Origin of the sequence: Pseudomonas sp. ATCC 43928, from assembly GCF_005938665.2 — a bacterium.
Taxonomy (GTDB): Bacteria; Pseudomonadota; Gammaproteobacteria; order Pseudomonadales; family Pseudomonadaceae; genus Aquipseudomonas.
In genome coordinates, this window is record NZ_CP041753.1 from 6,091,483 (window position 1) to 6,116,634 (window position 25,152).

Annotated in this window: 23 protein-coding genes; 11 read left to right on the forward strand and 12 right to left on the reverse strand. The window is 60.1% G+C overall.

Annotated elements, in window-relative coordinates; all coding sequences use genetic code 11:
* Nucleotides 1–49: 49 nt before the first annotated feature.
* The 5 genes from bioD to bioB all read right to left on the reverse strand — a co-directional run bounded on the left by bioD (nucleotide 50) and on the right by bioB (nucleotide 4,630).
* Nucleotides 50–730 carry a dethiobiotin synthase gene (gene bioD / locus FFH90_RS28125; RefSeq protein WP_018928820.1) on the reverse strand — a complete coding sequence of 227 codons (681 nt, stop codon included), beginning with the start codon at nucleotides 728–730 and terminating at the stop codon, nucleotides 50–52.
* On the reverse strand, nucleotides 727–1,539 hold the full coding sequence (bioC, locus tag FFH90_RS28130) for a malonyl-ACP O-methyltransferase BioC (protein ID WP_018928819.1): 813 nt from the start codon (nucleotides 1,537–1,539) through the stop codon (nucleotides 727–729). The genes bioD and bioC overlap by 4 nt, the downstream gene beginning before the upstream one ends.
* Nucleotides 1,532–2,263 carry an alpha/beta fold hydrolase gene (locus FFH90_RS28135; RefSeq protein ID WP_018928818.1) on the reverse strand — a complete coding sequence of 244 codons (732 nt, stop codon included), beginning with the start codon at nucleotides 2,261–2,263 and terminating at the stop codon, nucleotides 1,532–1,534. Before FFH90_RS28135 ends, bioC begins: the two co-directional genes overlap by 8 nt.
* Nucleotides 2,256–3,434 carry an 8-amino-7-oxononanoate synthase gene (gene bioF, locus FFH90_RS28140; RefSeq protein WP_138866411.1) on the reverse strand — a complete coding sequence of 393 codons (1,179 nt, stop codon included), beginning with the start codon at nucleotides 3,432–3,434 and terminating at the stop codon, nucleotides 2,256–2,258. Before bioF ends, FFH90_RS28135 begins: the two co-directional genes overlap by 8 nt.
* A 140-nt stretch (nucleotides 3,435–3,574) precedes the next feature.
* On the reverse strand, nucleotides 3,575–4,630 hold the full coding sequence (gene bioB, locus FFH90_RS28145) for a biotin synthase BioB (protein WP_008008198.1): 1,056 nt from the start codon (nucleotides 4,628–4,630) through the stop codon (nucleotides 3,575–3,577).
* Between the two features lie 90 nt (nucleotides 4,631–4,720).
* Here bioB and FFH90_RS28150 point away from each other — a divergent pair, with 90 nt between their 5' ends.
* The 5 genes from FFH90_RS28150 (at nucleotide 4,721) to rarD (ending at nucleotide 10,465) form a co-directional block, all read left to right on the forward strand.
* Nucleotides 4,721–5,461, forward strand: a complete 741-nt coding sequence (locus tag FFH90_RS28150; RefSeq protein WP_138866412.1) for a ComF family protein — start codon at nucleotides 4,721–4,723, stop codon at nucleotides 5,459–5,461.
* A gap of 63 nt (nucleotides 5,462–5,524) precedes the next feature.
* Nucleotides 5,525–6,289, forward strand: coding sequence for a TOBE domain-containing protein (locus FFH90_RS28155; protein ID WP_018928815.1), 765 nt, complete (start codon nucleotides 5,525–5,527; stop codon nucleotides 6,287–6,289).
* Between the two features lie 72 nt (nucleotides 6,290–6,361).
* Nucleotides 6,362–8,263, forward strand: coding sequence for a PhoX family phosphatase (locus FFH90_RS28160; RefSeq protein WP_138866413.1), 1,902 nt, complete (start codon nucleotides 6,362–6,364; stop codon nucleotides 8,261–8,263).
* Between the two features lie 163 nt (nucleotides 8,264–8,426).
* Entirely contained in the window at nucleotides 8,427–9,401 is a 975-nt protein-coding gene (locus tag FFH90_RS28165; RefSeq protein WP_018928813.1) for a serine/threonine protein kinase, read from the forward strand.
* Nucleotides 9,402–9,577: 176 nt separating this feature from the next.
* The gene (rarD, locus tag FFH90_RS28170) at nucleotides 9,578–10,465 is read left to right on the forward strand and encodes an EamA family transporter RarD (RefSeq protein WP_018928812.1); all 888 of its coding nucleotides are present in this window, start codon (nucleotides 9,578–9,580) and stop codon (nucleotides 10,463–10,465) included.
* A 215-nt stretch (nucleotides 10,466–10,680) separates the two neighbouring features.
* Here rarD and FFH90_RS28175 read toward each other — a convergent pair whose 3' ends face one another.
* Nucleotides 10,681–11,199, reverse strand: coding sequence for a glycine cleavage system protein R (locus FFH90_RS28175; protein ID WP_007936467.1), 519 nt, complete (start codon nucleotides 11,197–11,199; stop codon nucleotides 10,681–10,683).
* A 581-nt stretch (nucleotides 11,200–11,780) separates the two neighbouring features.
* On the opposite strand from FFH90_RS28175, the gene FFH90_RS28180 reads away from it, so the two are divergent.
* Entirely contained in the window at nucleotides 11,781–13,958 is a 2,178-nt protein-coding gene (locus FFH90_RS28180) for a malate synthase G (protein ID WP_018928811.1), read from the forward strand.
* 278 nt (nucleotides 13,959–14,236) lie between these two features.
* Here the strand turns inward: FFH90_RS28180 and FFH90_RS28190 are convergent, their stop codons facing one another.
* On the reverse strand, nucleotides 14,237–14,683 hold the full coding sequence (locus FFH90_RS28190; RefSeq protein ID WP_111452931.1) for a response regulator: 447 nt from the start codon (nucleotides 14,681–14,683) through the stop codon (nucleotides 14,237–14,239).
* Nucleotides 14,684–14,948: 265 nt separating this feature from the next.
* Here FFH90_RS28190 and FFH90_RS28195 point away from each other — a divergent pair, with 265 nt between their 5' ends.
* From FFH90_RS28195 to FFH90_RS28205, 3 genes are all read left to right on the forward strand, one after another.
* Nucleotides 14,949–16,889: a putative nucleotidyltransferase substrate binding domain-containing protein gene (locus FFH90_RS28195; RefSeq protein WP_018928809.1), complete on the forward strand. Its 1,941-nt coding sequence runs from the start codon at nucleotides 14,949–14,951 to the stop codon at nucleotides 16,887–16,889.
* On the forward strand, nucleotides 16,886–17,593 hold the full coding sequence (locus FFH90_RS28200; protein ID WP_064620815.1) for a PolC-type DNA polymerase III: 708 nt from the start codon (nucleotides 16,886–16,888) through the stop codon (nucleotides 17,591–17,593). The genes FFH90_RS28195 and FFH90_RS28200 overlap by 4 nt, the downstream gene beginning before the upstream one ends.
* Before the next feature lie 161 nt (nucleotides 17,594–17,754).
* Entirely contained in the window at nucleotides 17,755–18,384 is a 630-nt protein-coding gene (locus FFH90_RS28205; RefSeq protein WP_019650301.1) for a glutathione S-transferase, read from the forward strand.
* Between the two features lie 181 nt (nucleotides 18,385–18,565).
* Here the strand turns inward: FFH90_RS28205 and creD are convergent, their stop codons facing one another.
* From creD to FFH90_RS28230, 4 genes are all read right to left on the reverse strand, one after another.
* Nucleotides 18,566–19,936 (reverse strand): cell envelope integrity protein CreD, encoded by a 1,371-nt coding sequence (gene creD, locus FFH90_RS28215; protein WP_064620818.1) that lies wholly within the window; start codon nucleotides 19,934–19,936, stop codon nucleotides 18,566–18,568.
* Between the two features lie 119 nt (nucleotides 19,937–20,055).
* Nucleotides 20,056–21,483: a two-component system sensor histidine kinase CreC gene (gene creC / locus FFH90_RS28220; RefSeq protein ID WP_086944441.1), complete on the reverse strand. Its 1,428-nt coding sequence runs from the start codon at nucleotides 21,481–21,483 to the stop codon at nucleotides 20,056–20,058.
* The gene (gene creB / locus FFH90_RS28225) at nucleotides 21,483–22,163 is read right to left on the reverse strand and encodes a two-component system response regulator CreB (protein WP_138866414.1); all 681 of its coding nucleotides are present in this window, start codon (nucleotides 22,161–22,163) and stop codon (nucleotides 21,483–21,485) included. The genes creC and creB overlap by 1 nt, the downstream gene beginning before the upstream one ends.
* 59 nt (nucleotides 22,164–22,222) lie before the next feature.
* A complete protein-coding gene (locus tag FFH90_RS28230; protein ID WP_018928803.1) occupies nucleotides 22,223–22,729 on the reverse strand; it encodes an ATP-dependent zinc protease in 507 nt (168 codons plus the stop codon).
* Between the two features lie 338 nt (nucleotides 22,730–23,067).
* Between FFH90_RS28230 and FFH90_RS28235 the strand changes: the two genes are divergently transcribed.
* Complete coding sequence (locus FFH90_RS28235; RefSeq protein ID WP_018928802.1) at nucleotides 23,068–23,952, forward strand: acyltransferase; 885 nt, start codon at nucleotides 23,068–23,070, stop codon at nucleotides 23,950–23,952.
* Between the two features lies 1 nt (nucleotide 23,953).
* On the opposite strand, the gene FFH90_RS28240 is transcribed toward FFH90_RS28235, so the two are convergent.
* Nucleotides 23,954–24,568: a DUF2780 domain-containing protein gene (locus tag FFH90_RS28240; protein ID WP_111452938.1), complete on the reverse strand. Its 615-nt coding sequence runs from the start codon at nucleotides 24,566–24,568 to the stop codon at nucleotides 23,954–23,956.
* A 331-nt stretch (nucleotides 24,569–24,899) separates the two neighbouring features.
* Between FFH90_RS28240 and FFH90_RS28245 the strand changes: the two genes are divergently transcribed.
* Entirely contained in the window at nucleotides 24,900–25,112 is a 213-nt protein-coding gene (locus tag FFH90_RS28245) for a cold-shock protein (RefSeq protein WP_028939048.1), read from the forward strand.
* Nucleotides 25,113–25,152: the final 40 nt, after the last annotated feature.

Here is a 25,152-nt window from a genome sequence, read left to right on the forward strand (position 1 = left end):
ACACTAATGGCACAGTGCCTTATCATAGGTAAAACCCACGCCAGAAACGTCAGTCCAGCAGATCCAGCTGTAGATGTTCGGCCACCGCTTCGGCCGTCACCGACTTGAGTTTCGGCACCCGCCCCAGGCACGGCGCGGGAATGCGCTCGGCCAGCGTCGCCAGGTTTTCTTCCAGGCGCGAGGTCTTCGGATCGATGATGTTCGCCACCCACCCCGCCAACTGCAAACCATCCCGAGCAATTGCCTCAGCCGTCAGCAGCGCATGGTTGATGCAGCCCAGGCGCACACCAACCACCAGGATTACCGGCAGATCCAGCGCCATGGCCAGGTCTGACAGATTGTCTTGATCCGCCAACGGCACTCGCCAGCCGCCAGCGCCTTCGATCAAGGTGAAGTCCGCCTGCAGATCGAGAACCTGCCGCATTGGTGCCAGCAACGATTGCACGGTCAGCGCCACGCCAGCCTCCCGCGCTGCCAGATGCGGTGCGATCGCCGGCTCGAACGCGACCGGATTGACCTGATCGTAGGTCAACGGTATCGAGCATTCGGCCAGCAGTGCCAGTGCGTCGGCGTTGCGTAATCCCTTGGGCGTCAGCTCACACCCGGAGGCTACCGGCTTACCCGCCGCTGTGCTCAAGCCTGACAATCGCGCGGCATGCAGCAAACCTGCGGCGACGGTGGTCTTGCCGACATCGGTGTCAGTACCGGTGATGAAATAGGCTGCGCTCATAAGGGTTTCTCCAGCACGGCGTAAACCACTTGATAAGTCGCCGGCAGTCCCTGTGCCTGACGAAACTGCTCGTAAGCCTCGATCAAGCCGAGGATTCGCGCCCTGCCGGTCAAACCGCCCGGCCGACCGGGGTTCAGGTTATGCGCCCCGAGTGCCTTGAGCTCATGGGTCAGGCTGCGGACATCGGGGTAATGCAACACATGTGGATGTGTTTCAAGGCTGATGACCTTCAAGCCACTGCCCGCGCAAAGCTGCTGGTAAACACCGAACTCGCGGAAGCGGTTGACGTGCACCATGCCATCCACCTGACGCCAGCTGTCGCGCAATTCGTACAGAGTCCCTACACACAGACTAGCAAACGCGAAAATACCGCCCGGTTTCAGCACCCGATACGCTTCGTTGAGCACCGAGGCGAAATCCGCGCACCATTGCACCGCCAGGCTGGAGAAGACCAGGTCGCAGGTCGAATCCTGCAACGGCAAGCGTTCGGCATCACCGGCGATGAAATGGTTGGCGCCGCCCAAGGGACGGGCGTGATTGAGCATCCCCTCTGCGATATCAAGGGCCAGCCCGTTGCCGGCAGGAAAACGCTCACCGAGCGCACGGCTGAAATACCCGGTGCCACAACCCATGTCCAGCCATCGACCCGGGACAAAATCCTCCGGCAAACGACGCAACAATTCATTGCCAACGTCGCGCTGCAACTCGGCCACGCTGTCGTAGCTCGCCGCCGCTCGGGAAAAGGACGCCGCTACCTGGCGTTTATCGGGCAAGCCGCCGGGCAGGTTGGGAAAGGACAAATCAGTCATCACCGGACTCATGCAAAAAGGCCTGAATCGCCCCCGCCACACCGTGGGGGTCTTCCAGAAGAAACGCGTGGCTGGCCTGTTCAATCAGACCGATTTCGACATCCGGCAGCAGCGCCAGCAAATCCCCCGCCGCTTCGGCCGGGACCAATCCGTCGAGACCACCGAACAAGTGCAATTGCGGACCGCGAAACGCCTGCAACGCTTGCCGGGTATCCAGCTGTGCAAGCAACTCCAGGCCGCTCATCAGCACCGATGGAGACGAAAGCGGTGCGCCAGCGAGCAACAGCCGCGATAGCCCGCGCGGGTCTGCGGCACCTTGGGTGCACAGCAGCGAGAAACGTTTCAACGTCATGCCCGGATCGGCTTTGCAACCGGCCAGAAACGCGTCGAAGGTCTCGCCAGGCATCCCGCTCGACCACTGCTCATGGGCGACAAAAGAAGGGTTACTCGCCAGGGTCACCAAACCGCAGCAACGGTCACCGCGCTTCGCCGCCAATTCGGATGCCAGCATGCCGCCCAATGACCAACCACCTAGCCAGGCATCCTGGGGCAGCGTCGAATCCAGTTCATCGAGCCATTCTTCAAGGTTGCTCGATTCCAGTTCCGGCAGTGGTTCGATTTCGACGCGCAGATGCTCATCCAGGCCTTGCAAGGCAGCCGCCAAGGGTTCCAGCGGAGAAATCCCGAGACCCCAGCCCGGCAGCAGAATCAGACGATCACGCATGGCTTGGCTCCGGTCCCAGTTGTTGAAAACAATCGGCCAGTCCATTTAACAATAGCTGCACCTGCGCCTCGCTGTGAGCGGCAGTCAGGGTAACGCGCAAGCGTGCGCTGCCGGCGGGCACGGTCGGTGGACGGATCGCGGTCACCATCAGGCCACGCTCACGCAGCATCTGCGACAGCCGGACCGCACGCCCGGCATCGCCAATCATGATCGGCTGGATCGGCGTGGAGCTGTCCATCAACTCCAGGCCAATCTGCTCGGCGCCTTGGCGGAACTGGCGAATCAGCGCCTGCAAATGCTCACGTCGCCAGTGTTCGCTGCGCAACAATTCCAGGCTTTTAAGCGTCGCGCAGGCCAGTGCCGGCGGCTGGCTGGTGGTGTAGATGTAGGGGCGAGCGAACTGGATCAGGCTCTCGATCAACTCCTCACTGCCAGCCACAAAAGCACCGGCCGTACCGAACGCCTTGCCGAGGGTGCCGACCAACACCGGCACGTCCTCCTGACTCAGGCCGAAATGCTCGACGACCCCACCGCCATTGGCGCCCAGCGGACCAAAGCCGTGAGCGTCATCGACCATCAACCAGGCGCCTTTGGCCTTGGCTTCCCGCGCCAGCGCCGGCAGATCGGCGATGTCGCCGTCCATGCTGAACACGCCGTCGGTAACCACCAGCGTATTGCCGGTGGCCTTCTCAAGGCGTTTGGCCAGACTGGCCGCGTCGTTATGCAGATAGCGATTGAAACGCGCACCGGATAGCAAACCGGCATCCAGCAACGACGCGTGATTGAGCCGGTCTTCCAGCACCGTATCGCCTTGCCCGACCAATGCGGTGACCGCGCCGAGGTTGGCCATGTAGCCGGTGGTGAACAGCAGTGCGCGCGGGCGGCCGGTGAATTCGGCAAGGGCTTCTTCCAGCGCGTGATGCGGGCCGCTGTGGCCAATCACCAGATGCGAAGCACCACCGCCCACGCCCCAACGAGACGCGCCGGCGCGCCAGGCTTCGATCACTTGCGGGTGATTGGCCAGGCCCAGGTAATCGTTGTTACAGAATGCCAGCAATGGCTGACCATCGACCACCACTTCCGGGCCTTGAGGGCTTTCAAGAAGCGGGCGCTGGCGATAAAGGTTTTCGGCACGACGGGCAGCAAGGCGCGCGCTGAGATCGAAAGACATGCAGACCTCGCGAGTAGAAGAGAGGCACGAACATCTGTAGGAGCTGCCGAAGGCTGCGATCTTTTGATCTTGCCCGTATCAGCTTCGATCCAGAAAAGATCGCAGCTTTCGGCAGCTCCTACAGAAAAGCCTGAACGTGGTTAAACAGCAGCGTTATAGAACTGCTCGCTGCTCTTCTGCTCCACCAGTGCCTGTTCGATGGCGGCCTGATGCACTTCGTCGGCGTGCTCTTCGCGGGCTTCCGGCAGGATGCCCAGACGCGAGAACAGTTGCATGTCCTTGTCTGCCTGCGGGTTGGCGGTGGTCAGCAGTTTTTCGCCGTAGAAAATCGAGTTGGCGCCGGCAAAGAACGCCAGGGCCTGCATCTGCTCGTTCATCGCTTCGCGACCGGCGGACAGGCGTACGTGGGATTTCGGCATCAGGATGCGTGCAACGGCGAGCATGCGGATGAAGTCGAACGGATCGACGTCGTCGGCATTTTCCAGTGGCGTGCCGGCGACTTTCACCAACATGTTGATCGGCACCGACTCTGGATGCTCTGGCAGGTTGGCCAGCTGGATCAGCAGGTTGGCGCGGTCGTCGAGGGACTCGCCCATGCCGAGAATGCCGCCGGAGCAGATCTTCATCCCCGAATCACGCACGTAGGCCAGGGTTTGCAGGCGCTCGCTGTAAGTGCGGGTGGTGATGATGCTGCCGTAGAACTCCGGCGAGGTGTCGAGGTTGTGGTTGTAGTAGTCCAGGCCGGCTTCGGCCAGGGCGACGGTCTGGTCCTGATCGAGACGACCAAGGGTCATGCAGGTTTCCAGGCCCATGGCTTTCACGCCTTTGACCATCTCCAGCACGTAAGGCATGTCTTTGGCCGACGGGTGTTTCCACGCCGCGCCCATGCAGAAACGGGTCGAACCGATGGCCTTGGCGCGAGCAGCCTCTTCGAGGACCTTCTGCACTTCCATCAGCTTTTCTTTTTCCAGGCCAGTGTTGTAGTGACCCGACTGCGGACAATATTTGCAATCTTCAGGGCACGCGCCGGTCTTGATCGACAGCAGGGTGGAAACCTGGACGCGATTGGCATCGAAATGCGCGCGGTGCACCGTCTGCGCCTGGAACAGCAGGTCATTGAATGGCTGAACGAAGAGTGCTTTGACTTCAGCCAAAGACCAGTCGTGACGCAGGGTGGCAGTGGTGCTGGCGCTCATGGGCGATTCCTTGGTTATGCTTGGCAAGCGACTGGGGAATGGAATACCCACAGACGCGACACGGATGTTCGGCATATTTAAGGAAGACTCATGCACTGTCAACCACGATACGAAGGACCGGTTTACATCTGGTTAAAAAACAAACAATCCTGTTTGCTCTGCTCAGAGGCCGCGGACGACACCATACCGATCTGCATGGCCTGCGAAACCGAGCTGCCCTGGCTGGACGACCAATGCCACACCTGCGCCCTGCCCTTGCCCGCCACCGGTCTGACGTGCGGCCAATGCCTGAAACAACCGCCAGCCTTCGAGCGAGTCGCCGCGCCCTGGACTTACAGCTTTCCCGTCGACAGTTTGATCACCCGCTTCAAGCACAGCGCAAAATGGCCGTTTGGCCGCCTGCTCGCCGAACTTCTTGCTCAGTTCCTGCAACATCGCTTCGATGAAGATCTGGATCGGCCCGACGCGCTGATACCGGTACCGCTGGCCCCCAAGCGGCTGCGCCAGCGGGGTTTCAACCAGGCGGCGATGCTCGCCCGCTGGCTCAGCGCCGGCCTCGATATTCCTTGCGATGAAACGCTATTGGTGAGGACTCAGGACACCAGTGCGCAACAAGACCTTAATGCCGACGCACGTAAAAAGAACCTGCGCCACGCCTTCGCCCTGGCGCCCAAGGCTTCGGTCAAAGGTCGCCACTTCGCACTGGTGGACGATGTGCTGACCACCGGCGCCACCGCACAGGCCCTGGCCCGGCTGTTGATGGTGGCGGGGGCGACGCGGGTCGACGTCTACTGCCTGGCCCGTACCCCCAAACCTGGCGATGGGGCCTGACTTGACTCCCGCACGCCAAGTCGCCAACGTCCCATCCATCGCCACAGCCCAAAGCGCCTTGCCATGTCCTTGCCTACGTTGTTGTCCCAGCACATTGTCCGTCGTCCGCAGCGCATCGCGTTGCTGCAACACATCGCCGAACAGGGCTCGATCACCCGCGCCGCAAAAAGCGCCGGTCTGAGTTACAAGGCCGCGTGGGACGCCATCGACGAGCTGAACAACCTCGCGCAGAAACCACTGGTGGAGCGCAGCGTTGGTGGCAAGGGCGGCGGTGGCGCCAAATTGTCCAGCGAAGGCGAGCGCGTGTTGCGCCTGTATCAAAAGCTGCAAGCGTTGCAGGCTCAGGTTCTGGAAGCCGCCGAAGAGGCCAGCGACCTGGACTTGCTCGGTCGGCTGATGCTCAGAACCAGCGCGCGCAATCAATTGCACGGCAAGGTCGTGGCGATCGATGCACAGGGGCGCAACGACCGGATCCGCCTTGAACTGGCCGAAGGCTTGCTCATTGACGCGCAGATCACTCACGACAGCACCCTGCGCCTGGAGCTGGAAACGGGTACCGAAGTGGTCGCACTGATCAAGGCCGGTTGGCTGGAACTGCTTGGCATCGATCAAGCTGCAACACATGGCAACAATTGCCTGAAGGGCACGATCGAAGAAATCCTCGACGCTGAAGACAGCCCCAGCGAAGTGCGCATCGGCCTGCCCAATGGCCAGACACTTTGCGCCCTGGCCGAGCCGCTGCACCTGAAAAACCTCGGGCTTGCCGCCGGTAAACCGGTGCAGGTGCAGTTCGCGCCATCGAACATCCTGCTGGGTACACCGCTCTAGCCTGCAGGCGCTGCAACAAAAGCTTCATCAACCGCCCTTAAGGTGGCTGCAAAAACCCGCAGGGAGCCTGATGTGAGCCTATTAGAAGACAACCAACCCACCGACCTCGAAAAAATGGTCGGCCTCAGCCGTCGTGGCTTCATCAGCGCCGGCGCCCTCTGCGGTGCGGCGATGTTTCTCGGTGGCAACCTGCTGAGTCGCAGCGTGCTGGCCGCCAGCGTCAGCGCCGGTTCCAGCAAGCTGTTGGGCTTCGACAGCATTGCCGCCGCCACCACCGATACCATCACCCTGCCGCCGGGCTACAAGTCCTCGGTTTTGATTAGCTGGGGTCAGCCTCTGCAAAAGAATGGCCCGGCATTCGACCCTAGCGGTAACGGCACGGCCCAGGCGCAGGAAGTCCAGTTCGGCGACAACAACGACGGCATGAGCCTGTTCGAATTCCCCGGTGACAAAGACCGGGCGTTGATGGCGATCAACAACGAATACACCAATTACCGCTACCTCTACCCCCACGGCGGCATGCCGCAATCGGCGGAAGATGTGCGCAAGGCCCTGGCCTGCGAAGGCGTGTCAGTGATCGAAGTGCAGCGCAAGAACGGCCAGTGGCAGTTCGTCCAGGGCTCGCGCTACAACCGGCGCATTCACGGTAATGCGCCCATCAAACTGAGCGGCCCCGCAGCGGGTCACGACCTGCTGAAAACCAGTGCCGACAAACACGGCAAGAAAGTCCTCGGCACCTTCCAGAATTGCGCCAACGGCAAAACGCCGTGGGGCACTTATCTGACCTGCGAAGAGAACTTCACCGACTGCTTCGGCAGCAGCAATGCCGAGCAAAAATTCGACGCCGCGCAGAAACGCTACGGCGCAGTGGCAACCAGCAAAGACATCAACTGGCATCAACACGATCCACGCTTCGACCTGGCGAAAAATCCCAACGAACTCAACCGCCACGGCTGGGTGGTGGAAATCGACCCGTTCGATCCGCAATCGACGCCGGTCAAACGCACCGCGCTGGGCCGCTTCAAACATGAAAACGCTGCCCTGGCCGAAACCAACGACGGTCGCGCCGTGGTGTACATGGGCGACGACGAACGTGGCGAGTTCATCTATAAATTCGTCAGCCGCGACAAGATCAACCACAAAAACCCCAAAGCCAACCGCGATCTGCTGGACCACGGCACCTTGTACGTGGCGCGTTTCGATGCGGGCGACGGCAACGCCGATCATCCGAAAGGCCAGGGTCAGTGGATCGAACTGACCCACGGCAAGAACGGCATCGACGCCAGCAGCGGCTTTGCCGATCAGGCCGAAGTGCTGATTCATGCACGTCTCGCAGCCAGTGTGGTAACCGCCACGCGCATGGACCGCCCGGAATGGATCGTCGTCAGCCCCAAGGACGGCCAGGTTTATTGCACCCTGACCAACAACGCCAAGCGCGGCGAAGAAGGCCAACCGGTGGGCGGCCCTAACCCACGCGAGAAGAACGTCTACGGGCAGATCCTGCGCTGGCGCACCGACCGCGACGATCACGGTTCGAATAGCTTTGCCTGGGACCTGTTTGTGGTCGCCGGCAACCCGGGCGTCCACGCCGGCACGCCGAAGGCCGGCTCGTCAAACATCACCCCGCAGAACATGTTCAACAGCCCGGACGGCCTGGGTTTCGACAAGGCCGGACGCTTGTGGATTCTGACCGATGGCGACACGAGCAACGCGGGCGACTTCGCGGGCATGGGCAATAACCAGATGTTGTGTGCCGACCCGATGACCGGCGAGATCCGTCGTTTCATGGTGGGGCCGGTGGGCTGTGAAGTGACGGGGATCAGCTTCTCGCCGGATCAGAAGACCTTGTTTGTCGGGATTCAGCATCCGGGGGAAAACGGCGGGTCGACATTCCCTGAACACCTGCCCAATGGCAAGCCGCGGTCTTCGGTGATGGCGATTACCCGCGAGGATGGCGGAATCGTCGGCGCCTGACAGGGCCTCTTCGCGGCAAGTCTCGCGCCTACTGCAGGAGCAAGGCTTGCCCGCGAAAGCGTCAGCCCAAACCACACTTACCTCAAGCCCACCCCCTAAAGAGGCCCCGTCTGCGCTACCATGCTTGGCCGGACGCGGCAGCCTGCCGCGCGCAGGAGTCAGCATGGCCCACCCGTTTGAAACCCTCACCCCAGACCTCGTGCTCGATGCCGTCGAAAGCATCGGCTTTCTCAGCGACGCCCGTATTCTGGCGCTCAACAGCTACGAGAACCGTGTCTATCAGGTCGGCATCGAAGACTCCGAGCCACTGATCGCCAAGTTTTACCGTCCGTTGCGCTGGACCAACGAAGCGATTCTCGAAGAGCACCAATTCACCTTCGAACTCGCCGAGTGCGATATACCGGTGGTCGCGCCGCTGATCCACAACGATGAAAGCCTGCACGAACATGCCGGATTCCGTTTCACCCTGTTCCCGCGCCGGGGTGGTCGCGCACCGGAGCCGGGCAACCTTGATCAGCTGTATCGCCTGGGCCAACTGCTGGGTCGTCTGCATGCGGTCGGCGCTACAAAACCGTTCGAACACCGTGAAGTGCTTGGGGTGAAAAACTTCGGTCACGACTCACTGGCCACCTTGCTCGAAGGCAATTTCGTACCGCGCAGTCTGCTGCCGGCCTACGAGTCCGTCGCCCGCGACTTGCTCAAGCGCGTGGAAGAGGTCTACCAGGCTACGCCACACCAGAACATCCGCATACATGGCGATTGCCACCCCGGCAACATGATGTGTCGCGACGAAATGTTCCACATCGTCGACCTCGACGACTGCCGCATGGGCCCGGCGGTACAGGATATCTGGATGATGCTGGCGGGTGACCGTCAGGAATGTCTGGGGCAACTGTCGGAACTGATGGACGGCTACAGCGAATTCCACGACTTCGACCCGCGGGAACTGGCACTGATCGAACCGCTGCGCGCCTTGCGGTTGATGCACTACAGCGCCTGGCTCGCCCGTCGCTGGGACGACCCGGCCTTCCCTCGCAGCTTTCCGTGGTTCGGCACCGAGCGCTATTGGGGCGATCAAGTGTTGGCGTTGCGTGAGCAATTGGCGGCACTGAATGAAGAGCCATTGAAACTCTTCTAAACACCGCGTCCCTGTAGGAGCGAGCGGTGCGGCGATCCGACTTGCCCGCGAAGAACGATAATGCGGTTTGCCTGACATACCGAGTCATCGTTCTTCGCGGGCAAGCCTCGCTCCTACAAAAAAGGCCACACATCTATACAATCCCTTCTTTGTTAGCTGCCTAAGCAAGGATTCTCATGCAAGCCGCCAACCTGCGTCGCGGGTACATCCTGGGCCTGAGTGCCTACATCATCTGGGGACTTTTCCCGCTCTACTTCAAAGCCATCGCCAGCGTGCCCGCCGTGGAGATCATCATCCACCGAGTGCTTTGGTCTGCGTTGTTCGGCGCCTTGCTGCTGCTCGTCTGGAAACATCCCGGCTGGTGGCGTGAGCTGCGTGAGAATCCACGGCGGCTGGCGATCCTGGCCCTGAGCGGCACGCTGATCGCGGCCAACTGGCTGACTTACGTCTGGTCGGTGAACAACGGACGCATGCTTGAGGCCAGCCTCGGTTACTACATCAACCCGTTGGTAAACGTGCTGCTGGGGATGCTGATCCTCGGCGAACGGCTAAGGCGCATGCAGTGGATTGCGGTGGGGCTGGCGGCGGTCGGTGTCGCGCAGCAAGTGTGGCAAGTCGGCAGTCTGCCGTGGGTGTCGCTGGTGCTGGCATTGACCTTCGGCTTCTACGGCCTGATCCGCAAACAGGCGCCGGTCAAGGCGCTGCCGGGGCTGGTGGTGGAAACCTGGATGCTGGTGCCGATTGCTGTCGCCTGGCTGCTGTTCAACCCGACGGCGACCAGCGCGCAAGCCGCATTCTGGACCAGCTCCGAAGCCTGGTGGCTGGTAGCCGCCGGTCCGGTGACGTTGGTGCCGCTGGTGTGTTTCAACGCCGCCGCACGGCACTTGCCCTACACCACCCTCGGATTTCTCCAGTACCTGGCGCCGACGCTGGTGCTGTTGCAAGCCGTCCTGCTGTTTGGCGAACACTTGTCATCCAGCACGCTGGTGGCGTTTATCTTCATCTGGGCAGGTCTGGCGGTTTACAGCGTCGACGCGTGGATAAGTCTGCGCCGCCGTAGCTGATCAGAAAACGTACAAACCTCTACAGGCCACGTATCCCGTGGCCTGCATCCATCCTTCCCAAGGTTATCCACAGCGTGATCCCCGGCGTTTGTGCGCAAGTCACTGAAACTGCTGGTTTTTTGATCAGATCCTGAAGAGCCCCGGCCGGCGTGGGCTGGCGGGGTGTCTCTACAGGTTATCCACAGGCAGGTGCACGTATAACTTGGATAACCTGCTCAAGGTTCGCTGCGCAGCACCAATTCGACCATCAGGTCGTCCGCCAGGGTTTCCAGGCGCGATTGCAGCACCTCCAGCGACAAAGTCAGGGGCACCGCGAGGATTGCTTCGGCATGGAACAACGGCTCGCTGCTCATCGGCGCCGGACGCACTTCGGTCACCAGCCGCTCCAGGCTCACCCCTTGCTCACTCAGCAGACGCGTAATGTCCCGCACAATGCCCGGACGATCATTGCCCACCAGTTCCATGGCAATCGGCTTCCAGGTGCAGGATTGTTCGATGCTGCTTTCGGCGATCATCACACGGATGCCCTGGGTCGACAGTCCCTGTAGGGCGTCTACCAGTTCATCGTAGGCTTCGGCCGGTACGCCCACCCGAAGAATCCCGGCGAACTGCCCGGCCATGCGCGACATGCGGCTCTCCAGCCAGTTGCCGCCATGCTCGGCAATGCATTGGGCAATGCGCTCGACCTGCCCGGGCTTGTCCGGGGCGAATACCGTGAGTACGAGATGGTCCATGGCGCAGCCCTCTTGTCATGACTTTTGTTATGGAAAGGCAAGTATAGGCAAGGGGCTGGATGTGGCGAGGGGGCTTGCCCCCGTTGGGTCGCAAAGCGGCCCCTTGAGTTTCTCCAGCGTGTTCGCATCAGGCGATCTACGACTGCTTCGCAGCCGAACGGGGGCAAGCCCCCTCGCCACAAAAGCCCCATCTCCATAGCAGGGCATCAAATATTATGTGTACAAGTTTTTATATTTAACTGGAACAATCTAATAGTTTTTTGAGAACATCACGTTCCCCGACATGACTGCAATGCGTCATGGGGTCGCAGAACGACGTAATTAGTCTAATTTTCACAACCGCAATTCATCATGTAGTATGCCGCAGCGCGCACTACATAACGTTGGATCGATGTCTGCCGCAGGCACACTCGCAACCCTGAAAGCCCCGTCAGCAAGGCCGCAATGCCGTTGATCGGAACGAACCCAGCCGCCAGCAATGGCATGTACTGGTAGAAGGGTTTGTGGTTTAAATGGCCAGAGGCTTCATTGTTAAATTGAAGAGCTGAAAAGCGAAATAGCTGAGCAGAGTGAGGCAAGCAATGACTGAACACGTTCAAGTCGGTGGCCTGCAGGTCGCCAAAGTCCTGTTCGACTTCGTGAACAACGAAGCCATTCCCGGTACCGGCCTCACCGCCGACACGTTCTGGGCCGGTGCCGACAAGGTCATCCATGACCTGGCACCGAAGAACAAAGCCCTACTCGCCAAACGCGATGATTTCCAGGCTCGTATTGATGCCTGGCACCAGGCTCGTGCAGGTGTTGCGCACGATGCGGTGGCCTACAAAGCCTTCCTGCAAGACATCGGTTATCTGCTGCCAGAAGCGGCCGATTTCCAGGCAACGACACAAAACGTCGATGACGAAATCGCCCGCATGGCCGGCCCACAGTTGGTGGTGCCGGTGATGAACGCGCGCTTCGCGCTCAACGCCTCGAACGCCCGCTGGGGCTCGCTATATGACGCGCTCTACGGCACCGACGCCATCAGCGAAGCGGATGGCGCGGAAAAGGGCAAAGGCTACAACAAGGTACGTGGCGACAAGGTTATTGCCTTCGCCCGCGCTTTCCTCGACGAAGCCGCGCCATTGGCTGCCGGCTCCCACGTCGATTCCACCGGCTACAAGATCGTTGACGGCAAACTGGTTGTCGCCCTCAAGGGTGGTAGCAACTCCGGCTTGCGCAACGATGCTCAACTGATCGGTTTCCACGGCGATGCAGCGGCTCCGACCGCGATCCTGCTGAAGAACAACGGCCTGCACTTCGAAATCCAGATCGACGCCAGCACCCCGGTCGGCCAGACCGACGCGGCCGGTGTCAAAGACATCCTGATGGAAGCCGCGCTGACCACCATCATGGACTGCGAAGACTCGGTCGCCGCCGTCGATGCCGATGACAAAGTGGTGATCTACCGCAACTGGCTCGGCCTGATGAAGGGCGATCTGTCGGAAGAAGTCTCCAAGGGCGGTCAGACCTTTACCCGCACCATGAACGCCGACCGCACCTACACCGCTCTCGATGGCAGCGAACTGAGCCTGCACGGTCGCTCGCTGTTGTTTGTGCGCAACGTTGGTCACCTGATGACCATTGACGCGATCCTCGACAAAGACGGCAACGAAGTGCCAGAAGGCATTCTCGACGGTCTGGTGACTTGCCTCGCGGCGATCCATAGCCTCAACGGCAACAGCTCGCGCAAGAACAGCCGTACCGGTTCGGTCTACATCGTGAAGCCGAAGATGCACGGCCCGGAAGAAGCCGCGTTTACCAACGAGCTGTTCGGTCGCATCGAAGACGTCCTCGGCCTGCCGCGCAATACGCTGAAAGTCGGGATCATGGACGAGGAACGCCGTACCACGGTCAACCTCAAGGCCTGCATCAAGGCTGCCAGCGAGCGCGTAGTGTTCATCAACACCGGTTTCCTCGACCGCACGGGCGATGAAATCCACACCTCCATGGAAGCCGGCCCGATGGTGCGCAAGGCCGACATGAAGGCCGAGAAGTGGATCAGTGCCTACGAGAACTGGAACGTCGACATCGGTTTGAGCACCGGCCTGCAAGGTCGTGCCCAGATCGGTAAAGGCATGTGGGCCATGCCCGACCTGATGGCCGCCATGCTGGAACAGAAAATCGCTCACCCATTGGCCGGTGCCAACACCGCCTGGGTTCCATCGCCGACCGCTGCTGCGCTGCACGCGTTGCACTACCACAAGGTCGACGTGTTCGCCCGTCAGGCCGAGCTGGCCAAACGTGCGCGTGCTTCGGTGGACGACATCCTGACTATCCCGCTGGCTGTAAATCCGAGCTGGACTGCGGAACAGATCAAGAACGAACTGGACAACAACGCCCAGGGCATTCTCGGTTACGTGGTGCGCTGGATCGACCAGGGCGTAGGTTGCTCGAAAGTGCCGGACATCAACGACGTCGGCCTGATGGAAGACCGTGCGACGCTGCGTATTTCCAGCCAGCACATCGCCAACTGGCTGCGCCACGGCATCGTTACCGAAGCGCAAGTGATGGAAAGCCTCAAGCGCATGGCGCCGGTGGTTGACCGTCAGAACGCCAACGACCCGTTGTACCGCCCGCTGGCACCAAACTTCGACAGCAACATCGCCTTCCAGGCGGCGGTCGAGTTGGTGGTCGAAGGCACTAAACAGCCGAACGGCTACACCGAGCCGGTTCTGCACCGTCGTCGTCGCGAGTTCAAGGCTGCCAATGGCCTTTGAGTAAACGCTGACGCCGGACGTGAAAAAGCCCTGATCAAGAGATCAGGGCTTTTTCATTTACGCTGTTTCTTCCTGAAATAGGTTCACACCTGTTTCAGGACTAGACACGCTGCGGTCCCCTGTGGCGAGGGAGCTTGCTCCCGCTCGACTGCGCAGCAGTCGTAAATCCGGCGTATGCGGTGTATCAGGGACATTGGGATCGCAGTTTTTGGGGCTGCTTCGCAACCCAGCGGGAGCAAGCTCCCTCGCCACAAAAGCTGCCAACCTGGAAGTCCGCGCTACACATCCATCCCCAGCTCATGCTTGACCAATTCAAGCAATTTTTCGCTATCGATGGGCTTGAGCAAAAAGTCCACGACGTGCAAATGCATGGCTTCGATCGCATCCTTCACGTCGGCGTCGCCGGAAACGATGATGATCGGCAATGCCGCACGTGCCGACTCACGCACTTGGCGGATCAGTTCCAGGCCATCGACGTGCCCCATCCGCAGGTCGGTAATCACCAGACCGATCGATGGCTTCTCTTCCAGCATTTTGAGCGCCGTTTCGCCACTGGCCGCCGTCATGCAGTGAATGCCATCGAGCCCCAGAATTTCCGACAGCAATTCGCGGGCATCCTTATCGTCATCGACGATCAGCACCCGCTGCGGCGGCAAGTCTGGTTCCAGCATGACGGCGCTGAGCGCTTCGCGCTCGGCATCACTCAAAATATCGTGGTCGGACATGGCGTTCTCAACGTTTTCAATGCGATCCCTGACACAGGGTGTCAGACATCGCTCAGCAGACTTCAATGTGCACTTCGTCGGAAACTTTTCCAATAGACAATGTAGGAGGTTTTTCCCACCGTTGTGTCAGACATTTCCCATATTCCGGCCGCTGCACTGCCTACCTAGACTTACGTCCAATGGGCACCCTGCCCGCAGGGGTCGACCATGCCTGGAACGATCTGAAACAACGATCCGACACAACAATCAGAAAAAGACTGCGGTAATGGTTATGAGTAAAGCGGACGCCTTCACCCAGGCAGGGAAAACCGCGGTGTTGCAGAACATCCAGGGCACTTTGCAATTCCTGCAGCGCTTCCCACCCTTCAATCAGATGGAAAACGCTCACCTGGCCTATCTGGTGGAGCAATGCCAGCTGCGTTTTTATGCCCCCGGCGAAAGCATCATCAAACCCGCCGATGGCCCGATTGAGCATTTCTACATCGTCAAACAGGGCCGGGTCGTGGGGGAGCGCCCGCACACGGCCAAGGGCGGCACCGAAACCACTTTCGAAATCACCACCGGCGAGTGTTTCCCCCTTGCCGCGCTGCTGGGCGAACGTGCAACCCGCACCGAACATCTGGCGGCCGAAGATACCTTTTGCCTACAGCTGAACAAGCTCGCGTTCATCAAACTGTTCGCACTGTCCAATCCGTTCCGCGACTTTGCCCTACGGGGTGTCAGCAGCTTGCTGGATCAGGTCAATCAGCAAGTCCAGCAAAAAGCCGTGGAAACCCTCGGCACCCAGTATTCGCTCAATACCCGGCTGGGCGAATTGGCCATGCGTCACCCGGTAACCTGCAGCCCGATCACACCTCTGCGTGAAGCGGTGACGCTGATGCACGATCAGCAAGTCGGCAGCATTGTGGTGGTCGATGAACAAAAGGCGCCGCTGGGCATTTTCACCCTTCGCGACTTGCGACACGTGGTGGCCAACGGCACCAGTGATTTCAATGAATCCATCGAGCGGCACATGACCCGGGCGCCGTTTTTCCTGTCGCCGGACCACAGTGCCTTCGACGCAGCGATCGCCATGACCGAGCGACACATCGCCCACGTCTGCCTGGTCAAGGACCAGCGCCTGTGTGGCGTGGTTTCGGAGCGTGACCTGTTTTCCCTGCAAAGGGTCGATCTGGTGCACCTGGCGCGGACCATTCGCAGCGCCCAGCGGGTGGAAAACCTGGTGGCGATCCGCGGCGAAATCGGCCAATTGGTCGAGCGGATGCTAGCCCACGGCGCGTCCTCGACGCAGATCACCCATATCATCACCCTGCTCAACGACCACACCGTCTGCCGGGTGATCGAACTGGCCATCGCGGAGAAAGGTGATCCCGGTGTGCCGTTCAGTTGGCTTTGCTTCGGCAGCGAAGGCCGCCGCGAGCAGACGCTGCACACCGATCAGGACAACGGCATTCTGTTCGAAGCTCGCGATGCGGCCCACGCCGCCGAGATTCGCGGCAAGTTGCTGCCCATCGCCCAGCAGGTCAATCAGAGCCTCGCACTGTGCGGCTTTACCTTGTGCAAAGGCAACATCATGGCCGGCAACCCCGAGCTGTGTTTGTCCCGGATCGAGTGGGCACGACGCTTTGCGGCATTTATCCGCGAGGCGACACCAGAAAACCTGTTGGGGTCGAGTATCTATTTCGATCTGCGCGTGGTCTGGGGCGATGAGCGAGGCTGTGAGCAACTGCGCCGGGGCATTCTCGATCAGGTCGGCGACAACCGGTTGTTCCAGCGCATGATGGCCGAGAACGCCCTGCGCAACCGTCCGCCCGTAGGACGTTTCCGCGAATTCGTCCTGGCACGCAAGAATGGCGAGAAAGCCACCCTCGACCTGAAACTCCAGGGCCTGACTCCATTCGTCGACGGCGCACGAGTGCTGGCCCTGGCCCACGGCATCGATGCCAACAACACCTTGGAGCGCTTTCGCCAATTGGTGGAAAAAGAGGTCATCGATCAGCTGGACGGCGCGGCCTATGAAGAGGCGTACCACTTCATCCAGCAAACCCGCATGCAGCAACATCAGCTACAGACCCGTGAAAACTTGCCCTACTCCAACCGGGTCGATCCCGACAGCCTCAATCATCTGGACCGACGCATCTTGCGTGAATCCCTGCGCCAGGCCCAACGCCTGCAAAGCAGCCTGACCCTGCGGTATCAGTTATGAGCCTGTTTTCATGGCTGCGCCCGGCCAGTCCCGTTTTGCCCGGCGAACTGCAACACCGTCTGGAGCGCTTGCCGGCCGTGGCCCAGCTGAGCGACTGCAGCCTGCGCGAGCAACGCTGGGTGGTGCTCGACCTGGAAACCACCGGGCTGAACCTGAACAAGGATCGGCTGCTGTCCATCGGAGCCGTGGTGATCGAGGACGGGGCGATCGATTTCAGCCAGCAGTTCGAGCGCACGCTGCAATGCACCGAACTCAAACTCGGCCCCAGCGTGTTGATTCATGGGCTGGGTCCGAGCGCCATTGCCGCCGGCAGCGACCCCGCGCAGGCCCTGCTCGAATTCATGGAATTTGTCGGCGACAGCCCGGTGTTGGCTTTTCATGCGCCGTTCGATCAGCACATGCTCGGGCGCGCACTGAAAGAACATCTGGGTTACAAGCTGCAGCATCCGTTTCTGGACGTGGCAGACATCGCCCCGCTGCTTTGTCCCCAGGCACACTTTCGCGAGGCCGGGCTGGATGAGTGGATCGACTGGTTCAAGCTGGAGGTCTTCGAACGGCATAACGCCAGCGCCGATGCCTTGGCGACGGCGGAGCTGATGCTGATTTTGTTCAGCCGAGCGCGGCAGCAACAGATTCATAGCCCGTTGAACCTGCAGCAGCGGCTGAGTCAGTGGAAGCGGCGGCGGCAAGCGCCTTCTTTCTGAATCAGCGGCGCCTGTTCTGACGCCTTCGCGGGCAAGCCTCGCTCTTACAGGGATTGTGCTGTTCACGAAATCGGCAAACGACACAATTGCTGTGGGAACGAGCTTGAGCTCAAACACCAAAGCGCTATGCTCCCGACACTGCCCATGATCGAGATGCCGCCATGTCCGCCCCCAGCATGACCCTGTTCCACAACCCCGCCTCGCCCTTTGTTCGCAAAGTCATGGTGCTGCTGCACGAGACCGGCCAAACGAACCGCGTGGCGCTGCAAGCCTGCCAGCTCACGCCGGTCAGCCCGGATCAGGCTCTCAACAAAGACAACCCGCTGGGCAAGATTCCGGCGCTGCGCCTGGCCGACGGCAATGTGTTGTACGACAGCCGGGTGATCCTCGATTACCTCGATCACCAACACGTCGGCAATCCGCTGATTCCTCGTGAAGGCTCGGCACGCTGGCGGCGCTTGACCCTGGCTTCTCTGGCAGACGGGATCATGGATGCCGCCGTGATGATTCGCTATGAAGTGGCCCTGCGCTCACCGGAGAAACATTGGGACGCATGGCTCGACGGTCAGCGCGACAAGATTCGTCGCGCCCTGGCGCTGTTGGAGGCCGATGCGATTGCCGAGCTGACCAGCCATTTCGATGTGGCAGCGATCAGTGTGGCCTGTGCCTTGGGTTATCTGGATTTACGCCATCCGGATCTGGAATGGCGCAAGGAAAATCCAAAGTTGGCCGAGTGGTATTTCGAAGTGAGTCAGCGGCCTTCGATGATCGCGACGATGCCCAAGGTTTGATCTTTGGTCGGCCATGCCGGCCTCAGAAGATCGCAGCCTTCGGCAGCTCCTACGCCGAACGCGTGCTCCTGTGGGAGCTGCCGCAGGCTGCGATCTTTTGATCTCTGTGCAAACAACCTGGCAATCCGCGTCGCCAACACCTCACCCACTCGCTGATCCTCGTGCAACCCCAACCACCGGCTCATTCCACGGCACCTATATCAAAGTCCAAGGGCTTCGCGGTTTTCTGCCCGATCCCGTACCAGTCCAGCTTGCGGGTCAGCACCATGAACACACCCAGTAGCCCGAACAACAGCAGCGAGCCCATCAACAGCGCGTAATCCTCGGCGCTCAACAAGCCGTAAAGCAGCCCGTATAGCGCCGCCAACCCCGCCGAAAAGCTCAAACCATGACGCACGCTGCGCAGCACATGGCAGACATAAAAACCGATCAACGCCACACAGCTACTCGCCGACAGCAGATACGCCAGGGCAAAGCCGATGTGTTCGGACAGCGACAACAGCAACAGGTAGAAGAACGCCAGCGCTACACCCACCAAGGCGTACTGCACCGGGTGCACCGCCAGGCTTTTCAACACTTCGAACAGGAAGAAACCGGCGAAGGTCAGGACGATAAACAGCAATGCGTATTTGATTGCCCGGTCGCTTTTCAGGTACTGGTCCACCGGGTCGATGAAACTCACGCCGAAACTACGACCGCTGAACGCCTCGCAATGACCGCCCGACACGCAACTGTTCAACGCTTCTTGCAGGTTGGTGGAGAAAAACGAGGTCTGCCAATTGGCCGTAAAGCCCTGATCGGTGATTTCCCGCTGGGCCGGCAGGTAATTGCCGATGAAGCTGGGGTGAGGCCAATTGGCCGCCAGTGAAACCTTGCTGGTCTTGCCCACCGGCAGAACCTGTAACTGGCCGGTGCCTTGCAGACGCAAGTCGAAACCGAAGGCCAGCTCCGTGGCCTGTTGGGTGTCCAGCGCCGGCAACGTCACATGCACACCCTCGCCCAGCCAGCCCACCTGGCTACCCGGTACAAAATCCAGCTTCTGGCCATTGAGTTCGAGTTTCAGCGCATTTTCGATGCCGCGGATGTCGCTGATGCCAACAGCCAGGAACGGCTGATCGAAGCGGTAATCGGCGAAGTCTTCCTTAATGCCCAGTTGTGCCGGAACCGAAAAATGCCCGCTGATGCGGTTATCGGCATGGAACAGTCGCGCCTCGTAGATGCCCCGGGAGCGCAGCTCTGTCTGGACCTGGCCGTCGAGTTCGAAACGCTCCGGCAAGAAATACAAACGTCCACGCTCCTCGCCGACATCCTGATAACGCTGGTTGGTTTTTTCGTTGGTTTTCCAGGTGCGCACTGTTTTGCGATAGGGCACCACCATCAGCGGGCCGCTCAATTGCTGGCTGTAACTGGAACTGCGGGCGATGTCTTCGAGTACACCGTCACGCAGTTGCTGGCGCTCCTGGATCACGCCGTTGATCATCAGTAGCGGGATCAGCAGCAACAGAATCAGCAGGGCAATTGCCCCGAGTTTTAGGGTCAGGCTTCGGTTCATGGGACTCTCCCTGTTTGGATGGGGAAAGTCTGGATTGGGTATGTGGGGGTTTTGTGGGAGGAATGTGGAGAGTGTGTGGAATTTGCGCTCGGCGCAGGAGCTGCCGAAGGCTGCGATCTTCAGCGGCTTGAAGGCAACCGCAAACGCACTTGAACACCGCCGTCGACGTTGCCGATACTCATCACACCACCATGCAACTTGACCACTTCCTCAACGAAGTTGAGCCCCAAACCGGTGCTCTTGCGTCCACTGTCCGGACGCGGCAGCGAGTAGAAGCGCTCGCTCAAGCGTGGCAACGCATAGTCGGGAATCGCTTCGGCCTGGTTGAACAGCTTGAACTCGATCTGCTCACCGACTCGTTCGGCACACAATCGCAGCACGCCGTTCGCTGGGGTGAAGTCCAAGGCATTCTCCAGCAGATTGCCCAGCGCCTGGCGCAATAGGAACGGCTCGCCAAGCAGATTCAGATCCGCCGCAATTTGCCGCTCCACACGCAATTGCTTGCCTTCAATTCGTGCAGCCTGCGCGTTCAACAGTTCTTCCACCAGGCCCGCCAACGGCACCACCACCCGCTCCTCCAACCCTTGGCGTTGCTCAACCTGCGCCAGGTTCAACAGTCGCTCGATCAACTGCTGCATGCGCGCACTTTCGCTGTCGATGTTACTGACGAAGCGCTGCTGCTGGGCTGGCGGCATTTCGCCTTGCAGCAGCTCCGCTGCGCCACGAATCGCCGCCAGCGGGCTTTTCAATTCATGGGTCAGGGTGTGCACATAACGCTCGACGTAGGCTTTGCCCTCGAGTTGGGTACGCATGTGCTCCAGCGCCGTGGCCAGTTGTTCCAGTTCGCCCCCGCGGTAATGCGGCACCTCGACCCGGCGGCCTTCACTGACGGCCTGGGCATAGGCCGTCAACCGCCGCAGCGCCGCGCTCAGCCACCAGGACAACAGCGCACCGAACAACAAACCGAGGCCGATCAACCCGGCGCCATATGCCAACAATCGGCGCTCGGTGCGATCGACGTAAGGCTGCAGTGAGCTGTTGGGTTTGGCCACCGTCACCACGCCGATGATCTGGCCGTTGTCGCGAATCGGTGCCCCGACGTGCATCACCGACGAGTTCGAGTCATCGGGGTTGCTGCGCGTCGAACGCGCGCCGTACTCGCCACGCAGGGTCAGGTAGACGTCATTCCAGCGCGAGTAGTCCTGGCCCACCGCAATCCCGCTGGAGTCCAGCACCACGATGCCCTTGGCATCGGTGACGTAAATGCGGTGATTGACCTGATTCTTCGACAGGCCCCAGATTTTCGCCTGCGGTTGTCGCTCGCCATAAGCCTTGAGCAACTCGGGCCAGCGGTTCTGGCTGAGGGTGCCGGCCTTGAAGTCGTCGCGCAGGATCTCGGCCATCAGGTTGGCGGTGTCCACCAGGGTTTCTTCGGTGGATTGGCGCACACCGGGGCGGATTTCTTCCATCACGGTGTTGAGCACGAAGTAGCCGGTCAGGCCGATGAACAGCACGTAGACCAGAAAAATCCGGATCCCCAGTGACATCAGCTGTGCCCCGGGCTGTAGCTGTAGCCGAGGCCGCGATGAGTCTGGATCGGCTCGGCGTCGGCCTTCACCAGGCGCAATTTGGCGCGCACGCTCTTGATGTGGCTGTCGATGCTGCGCTCGTAACCGGCATCGGCGGCCACGCCCAGCGCATCGAGCAATTGCTCGCGGCTGAAGACTCGCTCAGGTTGTTCCAGCAGGCATTGCAGCAAACGAAACTCATGGCGAGTCAGGCTCAGCGGCTGGTTGCGATAGCTGATCTGCACCCGATCGCCGTCGATGCGAAACAGCGCTGAAGCCACCTCCGACACCGGTCGTGGTGCCATGCGCTTGAGAATCGCCCGGACCCGCGCCGCCACTTCCCGGGGGCTGAACGGTTTGACCACGTAGTCGTCGGCGCCGATTTCCAGGCCCACCACGCGGTCGATCTCGGCGTCACGGGCACTGAGGAACATCACCGGCACGTCACTGAAACGCCGCAATTGCTTGCAGGTCTCGAAGCCGCTGATATCCGGCAAGCCGATATCGAGAATGATCAGGTCGGCCGGCGTGGCGCGCTGATGTTCGAGCGCCGCCGCGCCAAGGCTCAACCAGGTGGTGGTAAAGCCCTCGCCCTGCAAGGCGAAAATCAGGGTGTCGGCAATCGCCGCTTCGTCTTCGACAATCAGGATATGAGGCATGGCGTCCGAGCCCACTGGTTAAGTGGGCGAACGGTGCCCCAAGGCTGATTCGCCGTCAATCAGCAGTCGGGTTTGTCGGCTGTAAAGCGACGCGCCGGGTTCACTGCTGCGCCGAATTCGCGCAGGGCTTTGGCGCCGATCAGCAGCGGATAGTTGAAGCTGCTGCGGTCGGTGAGGTTGACCTCGACGGTGCGCTTGACGTTGCCCAGGCACAGTTCCAGATCGACCACCGGACGCTTGGTCACTTCGCTCACGGCCTTGTCTTCATCTTCTTCATCGGCACGGTTCTTGATCTTGCTGATCCGCGCGACCTTGTGTTCGTAGACCTTGTTGCTCGCGCCTTTGGTGGCGAGACGGAAACGTACCCACTCGTCGCCGTCGCGGGTGAAGGTTTCGATGTCTTTGGCCGACAGCGACGCGGTCAGGGCGCCGGTGTCCATTTTGGCCTTGAGGACTTCACCGCCGATTTCCGGCAGCGCGATGTATTCGTAACGCCCGTACAGGGTCGGCTCGGCGGCCAGGACCGGCAGGGTCACGAGGGCAAGCAGTGCAAGGAGAGATTTCACGTAAGGGGCTTCCTTGAGGGATGTGGACGCATTGGCCGAATTCTAGACCGCAAAAAACAACGATAGTTGGACCACTTCCCACTTTTGTGGCGAGGTAGCTTGCTCCCGTTCGGGGGCGCGGCGCTCGCAAAACCGTTGCCTGCGGTATACCTGAAAATCGCGGCGCCTGGTTTTAGGGCCGCTGCGCAACCCAGCGGGAGCAAGCTCCCTCGCCACAAAGGCAACAGCGATACGCTGAGAGCATACCGCTACCAAGGTGAAACATTCGTCACCACCGATTTGGCCTGCCAACCGAAGCTGCTTATCATGGCGCGCCCACACGCTTTCAAGAGTTATCTATGCGCCGCCTGCTCACCGGCTGTTTCGTTACCCTGCTGCTATTGCTCAACACGCTGGTCCTGTTCGGGCCTTTGATGGTGTTCGCGCTGCTCAAACTGCTCCTGCCCGGGCGCTTTCGCGATTACGCCTCGTGGGCGGTGATGTGGATTGCCGAAACCTGGGCCGAGATCGACAAGCTGATCTTCCGCCTGTGCATTCCCACCCAATGGGACATTCGCGGCGGCGATGAGCTGCGCGGCGACACCTCGTATCTGGTGATCGGTAACCATCAGTCCTGGGTCGATATCCCGGCGCTGATCCAGGCACTGAACCGGCGCACGCCGTTCTTCAAGTTCTTCCTCAAGAAAGAACTGATCTGGGTGCCATTCCTGGGCCTCGCCTGGTGGGCGTTGGACTATCCGTTCATGAAGCGCTACAGCAAGGCGTTCCTGGAGAAGCACCCGGAGCTGGCCGGCAAGGACCTGGAGATCACCAAACAAGCTTGCGAGTTGTACAAGCGCCAGCCGGTGACCGTGGTCAACTACCTGGAAGGCACCCGCTACACCGCGGCGAAAAGCGCCCAACAACAGTCACCGTTCACCCACCTGCTCAAGCCCAAGGCGGGCGGCGTGGCGTTCGTGCTGGCGGCGATGGGCGAACAGTTGGACGCCATTCTCGATGTGACGGTGGTGTATCCGCAGCAGAAGATTCCGGGGTTCTGGGATTTGCTTAGTGGCAACGTGCCCAAAGTGATCATCGACATCCACACCCGCGAACTGGACCCGGCACTGTGGCAAGGCGATTACGAAAACGATCCGGAGTTTCGCGAAACAATCCAGAACTGGGTCAACCAGCTCTGGATCGTGAAGGACCGGCGCATCCAGGCACTACGCGCCGAGGGCTGACTTAGCTACCGGCGCCGGTGCCCCAGATCCCGCCGAGGTTTTGCAACAGCGAACCGGCAACGCCTTGCTGACCGAGGTATTGCAGGATCACCGGGGCAAACACGCCGACCATCCCGGTGTCCATGCCCAGGGCGCTGAAGGCGTTGTTCAGGTCCTTGGTGTCTTTGACGTTACCCAGCAAGCCATCGAGCAACGCATTCTTGTCTGAACCCGCACCGAGCAACCCACCCAAGCCAGTCAGGCCACTGATCGCGCTGTTGCCGGCGATCTGAGCGAGGCCCGGCACGCTTTTGCTCAGTTCGGAGAAGTCCTGGCCGCTGAGCTGATTCCTCGCCAGGCCCAGCATCGCACCGGCGCCGCCGATGGCCTGCTCCGGGGTGATGTCGAGCTGCGAGCCCAGGGTATTGAGCAAACCGGCGGCCTTAGGCGCCGCCGCCACGATGCCATCGACATCATCGGCCTCGACACCCTCGACATCCTCGTCGTCCTGCATCGATGACACCGCCTTGACCGCATCGCTGAGGCTTAACTGTGCAAAGGCCGGGCTGGCGGCCAGCGTCGTCAACGAAGCGACAGCCATGAGCGATGCCAGTGCAAAACAGCGTGAAACGTTCATCCAGACATCCTCTTGTGCCACATGAAGACCGCCCGGTAACAGGAGCGGTAAAACTGCCGATTTGACCGGGGTTTGGGGGGCATTGTTCCTTGCGGGGTTAGCCATTTTTACCTCTGGAACGGAGCGCCAAAATAGCAATGGAATACTTCGGCTTGTTCGCAGCTATAAAAAAGCTCTCATTTACATCCTACCGATATAAAAACTGTCAGATCTGACAGTTGCTGCTTCCGTACAGCATAATTAAGCTGAATTCGTAACAACAGCAATTGTGAGTAAACCAGTAAAAAGCAGCTCACATTTCTTCGTTTTCGCTTAGGTAGGAAGCATCAATATGTCTGACAGAGAAAAGGGTAAAGTTAAATGGTTCAATGATGAAAAGGGCTTTGGATTCATTACACCAGATAGTGGTGCCGCAGACCTTTTTGTGCATTTCAAAGCAATTCAAAGCGATGGTTTTAAATCCCTGAAAGAGGGTCAGACAGTCTCTTTTGTAGCAACAAAAGGGCAGAAAGGAATGCAGGCCGAGCAAGTGCAACCAGAGTAAAAAACACCGTTCCGTGTATGAGCATCCAATAAGGCCTGCG